This window comes from Peptoniphilus sp. (genome assembly GCF_050943655.1).
Taxonomy (GTDB): Bacteria; Bacillota; Clostridia; order Tissierellales; family Peptoniphilaceae; genus Peptoniphilus_A.
The window spans coordinates 1-9299 of sequence record NZ_JBMNPQ010000057.1 but is presented as its reverse complement, the minus strand read 5'-3'; the positions used below and the strand labels follow the sequence as shown (position 1 = coordinate 9299).

Below are 9299 nucleotides of genomic sequence, written 5' to 3'. Positions count from 1 at the left end.
TAATTTGGGGTTTAGATAAGACATTATTTCCTCTTCAGTTGTAATGTCCCTGTTGAGCAAAATTTTATATAATATTTTATTTAAACCAAATTTAGAATAATCTATTCCAGGATCTTTTTTATTTTTTATAAACCATTTCTCCACAATATCACCATTTTTTTAAATCTTAACTTTAATTATATCAAATAACGCAAATAAGGTAAAACCTATCTTTGTTACTAATTTAAAAAGAGCCCGAAGGCTCTTAAATTTTCTTATCAAATTCAGTTTATAAATAATAAATTATAAATTTAATTTTACTATTCAATACTATCATAATCATCAAGGTATTTAATTGGTTGAACTTGCTCTAATATAAGTTGAATCTCTTCTCTTGTAAAATCTCCTAATTGCACATTCCTTGGGTTATCAAAGATTTTTTTATAAGTATTGACAGTCTCATCTCTAGTTGTAAAATGGTCATGTAACGGGAATAGAAAAGTGCTTATTGTTCCATCATAATTTGGATAATAATCAAAATAGAGCATAGTAGGCATAAAATCTTCATTAGATACTCCTGTAAATCGTCTTGGATATGTTAAATCTTTATCTGTAGTTCTTACACCTAAAACGGAACCTTTATTTGTAAATCCATAATTTAACTTGTCTCCCAATAATAAATCTATCGCTTTTTTGTTTGCATTGTCTTTGTTAAATTCTGTAAAGTAACCTGCTTTGTGGTAAGATAACCAGCTTATAGCAACTTCTACATCTTTATTAGTGTGTCCTGGAAATTCTTTAGACAACTCCTCACCCATAGTTTTTTCATACTTTAACTGTTCGTCTAAACTTTTCTTTGCCATGTCTTCGTTATAAAGATATGGAAGAATTTCTTTTGTGCTTAATTTTCCATTACTTTTCTTTTCATATCCTTCTCCAACAACGGCAACTCTATTTTTTGCATCCCAAGAAACTTTTTTGTCAAAAAGTTCTGCCACATTTCTTAGTGGAACAAAAGTACGATCATTTTTAATCTCTGGTGCATGATCAAGATTTATAACTTTCTCGTCCATATTATTTTCTTTTACAGTAACTTTTTCATCACTGACTTTCATTACAATGCTCTTTAATTTGTCACCAGAATTTTCTTTAATCTCAATTGTTCTTGTAGCATCATCCCAACTAACTTCTTTGCCTAAATGTTCTGAGATAAGTCTAATAGGAACCATTGTCCTGTCCTTATCAATATAAGCTGGGACATCTGAATTAACAAACTCTCCATCAATCCAAATCTTAACGTCATTTGAACTAGCAGCACTAACTGGCAATGCAACAAATAGCACTAAAGATAAAACTAACGCCAAAAACTTTTTCATAATAACCTCCCATAAATTAAAATAAAATATTGCTATACAGTGTAAAAATTTAAATCGGTATAGCCTATTACTGTTCTTATTCCCAAATATATCTTTTTAAAACGTTTTATCTAAATCTAAAATTTTAAAGAAAAAAAATATCTGTAAAGGAGTTTTCCTCAACAGATATTATTAGTAAATTTATTTAATTATTATTTTTTCAATTATTCTTCATTAGCTAAAACAGAAATTGCGCACTCAATTCTTTTCTTTTCCATTTCGCAACCAACCTTATAAGGTTTTGAAAGATCGTTGTTGCTGTAGTATGCATTTGCATGACATCCACCTGAACAATAATATCTTGCCCAGCAAGTTGGACAGTCTTCATTTGTGTAAACATTGGAATTTTTAAATGTATCTCTAAGATCTGTGTTTACAATTCCTCTATCTACATCGCCAAGTAAAAATTCTTTTTCGCCAACGAATTGGTGGCAAGGATAAATTTCTCCTTGAGGTGTAACAGCCACATATTCTGAACCTGCTCCGCAACCCACTGTTCTCTTAACGATGCAAGGTCCTTGTGATAAATCTATAATGAAGTGGAAGAAAGAAAAGTCCTTGTCTTTTTTTCTAATTTCGATATAGTCCTTACTCATCTTTTCATATTCGTCTAGGATTTTTTCAAGATGTTCTTCACGAATTGCATAAGGTTCTTTTTCATCTGTAACAACTGGCTCAATTGAAGTCTTTTTGAATCCATTGTCGTAGAAATCTTTTAAATCTTCAGAAAAATCAAGATTTTCATTGGTGAAAGTTCCTCTAATAAAGTAATCCTTGTCTCCCCTTTTAGAAATAAGTTCTTTAAACTTTGGAACTATTACATCGTAAGATCCCTTGTCATTAATTGTTGGACGCATTTCATCATTTATAGATTTTCTACCGTCGATTGAAAGTACAACATTGTCCATGTTCTCGTTAATAAAGTCTTCGATTTCATCATTTAGAAGCATTCCATTAGTTGTAATTGTAAATCTGAAATGTTTGTCGTATTTTTTCTCTTCTTCTCTGCCGTATTTAACTAATTTTTTAACTAAATCAAAGTTCATTAGTGGCTCGCCACCAAAGAAGTCAACTTCGAGATTTCTTCTGTTGCCAGAATTTTTTAAAAGGAAGTCTAATGCTTTTTTTCCAGTTTCATAATCCATTAGAGATCTGTCGCCTTTAAAATCTCCTTGTGATGCGAAGCAATATTTGCATCTTAAGTTGCAGTCATGCGCCACATGAAGACACATTGCCTTTACAATATTTTGTGGATTGTAGTGTGGAAGTTTAAAGTGTTCATCTTCTGAGAAGAGTAAGCCTTCATTTACTAAATAATCTATCTCTTTGTAAGCGTCTTGAACTTTTTCTCTATCAAATTCTTTAGAATATTTTTCTACTATATCAGATTTATCTAAATTTAAGTAATCATCTAATAATTTATATACAATTTCATCTACAACGTGGACTGAACCACTTGCAATGTCAAGCACTATATATTTATCATTTAAATAAAATTTATGAATTCTATCCATTTTCTTCACCATTTCTAATAAAAATAAAAGGCCTGTACTCAAGCCTTTTATTGTTCGTTATTTTCGCATTTTTGATTTCCAACAGTACAGCTAGTTTTGCAAGCTGATTGGCAAGATGTTTGACATTCTCCACATCCACCTTTATCGTAAGTTTTCTTTAAGTTTTTCTTAGTTAATGTTTTTACGAATTTCATAATATCCCCCATTAATTCTCTTCTTTTAATTCAGTTTTATTGTTAAAAGTTCCGCTAATTCCCCACTTCATTATGTCAAGTTTAGAATTGTCGCTAGAGCTTTCGATTACAACATAATCTTCTTTAATAAGTACAATTTTTCCAATTATACCACCGATTGTCATGATTTTGTCGCCAACTTTTAAGTTTTCGCGCATGTCTTTAATTTCGTTTTCCTTTTTCTTTTGTGGTCTAATTAAAAAGAAATAAAAAATTACAAACATTAATATCAATGGTAAAAATTGATACAGCACTGCTTGATTCATTCAAAAACCCCTTTCATATTTATATTATACAGATAAATGTTAAAGTTCACAAGAATATTATTTATATCCATATTTTTTATAAAAATCTCTCTTATACTCTAAGAAATAATCTCCTCTAATAGACTCTCTAATGTTTTCCATCATATTTAACAAGAAATATAAATTGTGTATAGTAGCAAGTCTCATTCCCAAAATTTCATCCACATTAAATAAGTGTCTGATGTATGCCCTTGAATAATTTCTACAAGTGTAACAGTCACACTCTGGATCAATAGGCGAAAAATCTTCTTTGTATACTGCATTTTTAATCGGCATTCTGCCGTTATGTGTAATAACTGTGCCGTTTCTTGCAACTCTTGTTGGAAGTACACAATCGGCCATGTCAACGCCACGTTCAACTGCTTCAAATAAATAATCAGGTGAACCCACACCCATTAAATACCTCGGCTTATCCTTTGGCATGAAGTCTGTCGTGAAATCTAGAATTTCATTCATCATGTCAATTGGCTCTCCAACAGAAAGTCCTCCAATTGAATAACCTTTAAAGTCCATGTCGACCATTTCTTTTGCAGAAATCTCTCTCATGTCCTTATACATTCCGCCTTGTATTATTCCAAAAAGTGTTTGATTATCTACATTTTTGTGATGTTCTTTACATCTCTTGGCCCACCTTAATGTTCTCTTCATGGAGTCTTCGATGTATTCATGACTTGCAGGATAGGGTGCACATTCATCAAAAGCCATTATAATGTCTGAACCTAAAATATTTTGAATTTCAATTGACTTTTCTGGAGAAATAAACTGTTTGCTCCCGTCAATATGTGATCTAAATTCAACACCTTCCTCTGTAATCTTTCTATTATCAGATAAACTGAATACTTGAAAACCTCCAGAGTCAGTAAGAATTGGTCTGTCCCAATTCATGAATTTGTGGAGTCCACCTGCTTTTTTTATAATGTCAGTACCAGGTCTTAAAAATAGATGATATGTGTTTGACAAAATAATTTGTGCTCCAATATCTTTTAATTCTTCTGGAGTCATAGTTTTAACTGTGGCACGTGTTCCAACGGGCATAAAAATTGGAGTTTCAATCTCTCCGTGATTTGTAATTATTTTTCCAAGTCTTGCCTTTGAATCAGAAGACTCTTTTAGTAATTTAAATTCAAACATCTATACCTACCTTATAAACATCGCATCTCCAAAGCTGAAAAATCTATATCTCTCTTTTACAGCTTCATTGTAAGCGTTTAAAATATTCTCTCTAGTTGAAAAAGCAGAAACTAACATTACAAGAGTAGATTCTGGTAGATGAAAATTAGTAATAAGAGAGTCCACGCATTTAAATTTATACGGTGGGTAAATGAATATATTTGTAAATCCACTCTTTGCTCTTAACATTCCGTCTTCATCTGCAACAGATTCTAAAGTCCTAACACTAGTTGTTCCAACTGCAATTATTTTGTTGCCGTTTTTTTTCGCTTCATTTATTGTGTTTGCCACATCTTCTTTTAAAATATAAAACTCTGAGTGCATGTTGTGATCATCAATATTTTCAACTTTTACAGGTCTAAAAGTTCCAAGCCCAACATGAAGAGTTATATAACAAATTTTAATACCTTTATCTTCAATTTCTTTTAGAAGTTCCTTTGTAAAATGAAGCCCTGCAGTAGGAGCTGCAGCTGATCCTTCTTCTCTTGCATAAACAGTTTGGTATCTGTCCTTATCTTCAAGCTTTTCAGTAATATATGGAGGAAGAGGCATTTCTCCAAGTTCATCTAGAATTTCTTCAAATATTCCTTCATATTCAAATTTTAAAAATCTAGAACCATCTTCCGAAATATCTACAACTTTTGCCTTAAGCTTGTCGCTAAACTCAATTTCTGTTCCAAGTTTTGCTTTTTTACCTGGTTTAGATAAACATTCCCAAACATCTTTTTCATGATTTAAAAGGAGAAATTCTATTTTTTCTTCTTTACCAACTCTATGTCCATATAATCTTGCAGGAAGTACTTTTGTATCATTTAATACAAGAACATCTCCCGGATTTAAATAATTTATTATATCGTAAAAATGTCTGTGCTCTAACTCTCCCGTTACCTTATCCATTACAAGTAATCTTGAATGGTCTCTTTCTTCCATTGGGTGTTGAGCTATTAATTCTTCTGGTAAATCGTAATAAAAATCTTTTGTCTTCATATTTCCTTCTATCTAATTTTTAATTTTAAACTATTAATTTTTTTCTATAACTGTTCCTGGGAAATAAAAACCTATAATATCCTTATAAACTTTTCCTTGTTTTGCCATTTCAACTGCGCCGTATTGACTCATGCCGACGCCATGTCCATAGCCTCTTCCTTTAATAAGGATGTTTTCTCCACTTTTTTCAATATCAAATAAAGTAGATTTTACTGAAGTATTTCCCACTAAGGATCTAAATTTGTTCCCAGTTAACACTTTTTCGCCACTATTTGATAATACTTTTACTTCTTTTACTCTATTAGAACTATCTTTTGATGTGATGACAATATTGTTTACATCTTTTACTCCAAGTTTAGAAAAGTTTTGTGGAGTAAGTGTGTATTCCCAATTGTATGTTGAAAAATTATCTTCAACTGAAACTAGATAAGGTATATCTGATCCCCACACATCTTTTGCAGATGCAGTATATCCACCTGAAGATGCGCCAAAAATTGTCTCTGCAACTTTTCCATTAAAAGTTACAATTTCACCTTTTGTCTCTTCGATTGCCTTATCTGTTCTCTTATCTTCAACTTCTACGCCTCTATAAACTTGTGAATTAGTAGTATCATCAAGGTTGTAGCCCTTTTTGCTATATTTATTATAATTATTTATTGCAAAGGATCTTGAGCAAAGTGCTTGTGCCTTTAGAGATTCTTTCGGAAAGCTAGGAGACATTTCTTTTGGAAGTACTCCTCTTAAGTAATTATCCATATCAATATTGTTAATAATATCAAGTTTATTGTCGTTTACTCTAAAGCTTATTGCTCCTCTGTAGCTTCTCTTTACTGAAGATACCTTTATAGGAGACTTCGAATAAATTACAAAAGTTCCGTCTTTAGGAAACTTCTTCATAGCATAATTATTGCCATAAAGGTTTATTTCGTTGTTTTTAAATTCAACTTTTATTTTTTTGTTGCCAGTTTTTTGAAGTGGTTGGAAATCACTTGTATATATTTCTAAATTGTCCTTAGATTCTAATTCAAGTTTATTTCCACTATTTAAGCTTTGCCCTACTTTTATGTCGATTCTTTCATAATTTCCTTCTGCGAAAACACTCATGGTTAACGTCAGTAAAAATGCTGCAATAACAAATAATTTTTTCATATTAGTCTCCTTCGTACTTAATTCCAAAATGGTCATAAGCTCTCTTAGTAGCAATTCTTCCTCTAGGCGTTCTCAAAATAAAACCTATTTGTAACAAATAAGGTTCATAAACATCTTCGACTGTAGTCCTATCCTCCCCAATAGAAGCAGAAATAGCATCTATTCCAACGGGCCTTCCAGAAAATTTATCAATCATAGTGAGGATAATTTTTCTATCAATGCTATCAAGTCCGTATTTATCTATTTCTAGTAGATCAAGACCTTTCATTGCGACCTTCTTAGTAATAACTCCTCTTTCTTTTACTTCGGCATAGTCTCTTACTCTTTTTAGAAGTCTATTTGCAATTCTTGGCGTTCCTCTAGATCTTTTTGCAATCTCTACAGCTCCCTCTCTTTCGATTGGAATATCCAAAATTCCAGCAGACCTTATAATAATATCAACAAGTGAGTCGACATCGTATAGATCTAAATTTAATAAAACTCCAAACCTATCCCTAAGAGGAGATGTAAGCATACCAATTCTTGTTGTTGCACCAATTAATGTAAATGGAGCAAGGTCAAGCCTAATGGATCTTGCAGATGGTCCCTTTCCAATAACTATATCAAGGGCGTGATCTTCCATTGCCGGATAGAGTATCTCTTCAACAGATGTATTTAATCTGTGAATCTCGTCAATAAAGAGCACATCATCTTCATTCAAGTTTGTCAAAATACTTGCAAGGTCACCTTGCTTTTCGATTGCAGGGCCTGATGTTACTTTTAAATTAACTCCCATTTCATTTGCAATAATTCCAGCAAGTGTGGTCTTTCCTAGTCCTGGTGGCCCACTTAAAAGTGTGTGATCGAGAGGCTCTGATCTATTTTTTGCTGCCTCTATAAAAATTTTTAATTTTTTGACGGCTTTTTCTTGCCCTATATAGTCATCCAACCACTTAGGACGAAGACTATTTTCTTTTCTATCTTCTTCAGAAAAATCCGGTTCAACTAACCTATTTTCATTCATAATTTCAACTCATTAATTTTAAAGCTTCTCTAATCATTTGAGAAATTTCTAATTTATCATCTACATTTTCCAAGGCATTTTTTGCCTCATACTCATTATATCCTAATGAAATGAGCGCCTCAAGAGCAGAAGTTTTATTTGGACTTATGCTTGATAAAATTTCTTCCATTGGTTCAAAGTCAAAGTGTAATTTTTCTACTTTATCCTTTAGTTCCAAAATTAGCCTTTGCGCAGTCTTTTTGCCTATTCCCGGTATCTCAGTAAGAGACTTAACATCTTCATTTACTATTGCAGAAAGAATATAAGAAATATCCGTATCATTTAAAATTCCCATGGCAAGTTTTGGACCAATTCCTGTAACCGTAGTTAGTAGATCAAAAATATCTCTTGTACTTTTTTGTGCAAATCCAAAAATTGTAAGCGCATCTTCTCTAACGATTAGCCTCGTATAAATTAAAACTTCTGAATTAGTAGTAAGACTAAGAAGCTCTCTATTTGCCATATAAATCATATAGCCTATGTTTGCTGTCTCTAAAACTATGTATTCACTTTCAATTGACTCGATTTTACCTTTTATAAATTCTAGCATTATATCATCCTAAAACTTTCTTTAAATTTAATGGAACTCCCATGTGTTATTGCAACTGCAAGTGCATCAGCAACATCATCAGGCCTAGGAACTTCTTTTAAATTTAAAATTAATTTTACCATTTCTTGAACCTGATTCTTTGTAGCTCTTCCATAACCAACAAGAGCCTGTTTAATTTGAAGTGGCGTGTATTCAAATATATTTAAGTGATTTCTCCTGGCACAAAGCACTTCTACACCGCGAGCCTGGGCAACTGTAATTGCAGTCTTGACATTTTTGTTAAAAAAAAGCTCCTCAAAAGCAATGTCAACGGGCTTATATTTTTTAATTAATTCGTCCATTTCTTCGTAAATTTTATTTAATCTATCTGGCGTAGGCACTCCTGCCTCTGTAGTTATAGCACCATAATCCAAAACCTTGTAAGAATTTCCCTTAAGCTCTACAATTCCATATCCAACAATTGCAATTCCAGGATCAATTCCCATAATTACCATAAATCTTCACCACTTTAAAAAGGATAGTTAAACTATCCTTTTATTTATATCTCTTAATTACTTTATCGTTAATTCCGTCCCAAAACCCATTCCTAAATATTCTAAAGCAGTCAGCATAAAGAAATTTATAAATTTTCTTATTCATAAAATATAGCTCTTCGTCAGTTAAATATGCATCAACTTCCTTAATCTCAACATTGTCGTTCTCATTGTCAAAAACAAGTTGTAAATCTAGGTGAGAGTTTAGGTCGTTGACCTTATCACTTAATACATTTTTATACATATCTCTTAGAGTTGATTTAATAAATCTCTTTACAGTCTTATCAGATCTTAATTCTCTAAAAACATGCCTTTTAAAAGATAATACATCAACATTTTTAAATTCGTAATTAAAAAGCTTATTTCTACTGTATAAATCATTTAATGATAAGCTATCTAATGCCAACATTTCCAATTTATTA

10 protein-coding genes and 1 pseudogene are annotated in these 9299 nt (G+C 31.7%); all 11 read right to left on the bottom strand.

The genetic code is table 11. From position 1 onward, the window contains the following. Nucleotides 1-299: 299 nt before the first annotated feature. Nucleotides 300-1355, bottom strand: a complete 1056-nt coding sequence (locus ACOX6R_RS06050; protein WP_433448308.1) for a copper amine oxidase N-terminal domain-containing protein — start codon at nucleotides 1353-1355, stop codon at nucleotides 300-302. Between the two features lie 203 nt (nucleotides 1356-1558). After that, a complete protein-coding gene (gene scfB, locus ACOX6R_RS06045; RefSeq protein WP_433448306.1) occupies nucleotides 1559-2908 on the bottom strand; it encodes a thioether cross-link-forming SCIFF peptide maturase in 1350 nt (449 codons plus the stop codon). A 47-nt stretch (nucleotides 2909-2955) separates the two neighbouring features. Beyond that, a complete protein-coding gene (scfA, locus tag ACOX6R_RS06040) occupies nucleotides 2956-3102 on the bottom strand; it encodes a six-cysteine ranthipeptide SCIFF (RefSeq protein ID WP_433448304.1) in 147 nt (48 codons plus the stop codon). 11 nt (nucleotides 3103-3113) lie between these two features. Beyond that, complete coding sequence (gene yajC / locus ACOX6R_RS06035; RefSeq protein WP_433448302.1) at nucleotides 3114-3407, bottom strand: preprotein translocase subunit YajC; 294 nt, start codon at nucleotides 3405-3407, stop codon at nucleotides 3114-3116. Between the two features lie 57 nt (nucleotides 3408-3464). Continuing rightward, entirely contained in the window at nucleotides 3465-4577 is a 1113-nt protein-coding gene (tgt, locus tag ACOX6R_RS06030; protein ID WP_433448300.1) for a tRNA guanosine(34) transglycosylase Tgt, read from the bottom strand. A 6-nt stretch (nucleotides 4578-4583) separates the two neighbouring features. Continuing rightward, the gene (gene queA, locus ACOX6R_RS06025; RefSeq protein WP_433448298.1) at nucleotides 4584-5603 is read right to left on the bottom strand and encodes a tRNA preQ1(34) S-adenosylmethionine ribosyltransferase-isomerase QueA; all 1020 of its coding nucleotides are present in this window, start codon (nucleotides 5601-5603) and stop codon (nucleotides 4584-4586) included. Nucleotides 5604-5636: 33 nt separating this feature from the next. Further along, nucleotides 5637-6752 (bottom strand): SpoIID/LytB domain-containing protein, encoded by a 1116-nt coding sequence (locus ACOX6R_RS06020; RefSeq protein WP_433448296.1) that lies wholly within the window; start codon nucleotides 6750-6752, stop codon nucleotides 5637-5639. Nucleotide 6753: 1 nt separating this feature from the next. Continuing rightward, nucleotides 6754-7755 (bottom strand): Holliday junction branch migration DNA helicase RuvB, encoded by a 1002-nt coding sequence (ruvB, locus tag ACOX6R_RS06015; protein ID WP_433448294.1) that lies wholly within the window; start codon nucleotides 7753-7755, stop codon nucleotides 6754-6756. Between the two features lie 4 nt (nucleotides 7756-7759). Continuing rightward, nucleotides 7760-8344, bottom strand: coding sequence for a Holliday junction branch migration protein RuvA (ruvA, locus tag ACOX6R_RS06010; protein WP_433448292.1), 585 nt, complete (start codon nucleotides 8342-8344; stop codon nucleotides 7760-7762). After that, nucleotides 8344-8838 (bottom strand): crossover junction endodeoxyribonuclease RuvC, encoded by a 495-nt coding sequence (gene ruvC / locus ACOX6R_RS06005; RefSeq protein ID WP_433448290.1) that lies wholly within the window; start codon nucleotides 8836-8838, stop codon nucleotides 8344-8346. Before ruvC ends, ruvA begins: the two co-directional genes overlap by 1 nt. Nucleotides 8839-8878: 40 nt before the next feature. Continuing rightward, nucleotides 8879-9299, bottom strand: a pseudogene (locus ACOX6R_RS06000) (hypothetical protein); the annotation flags it as partial.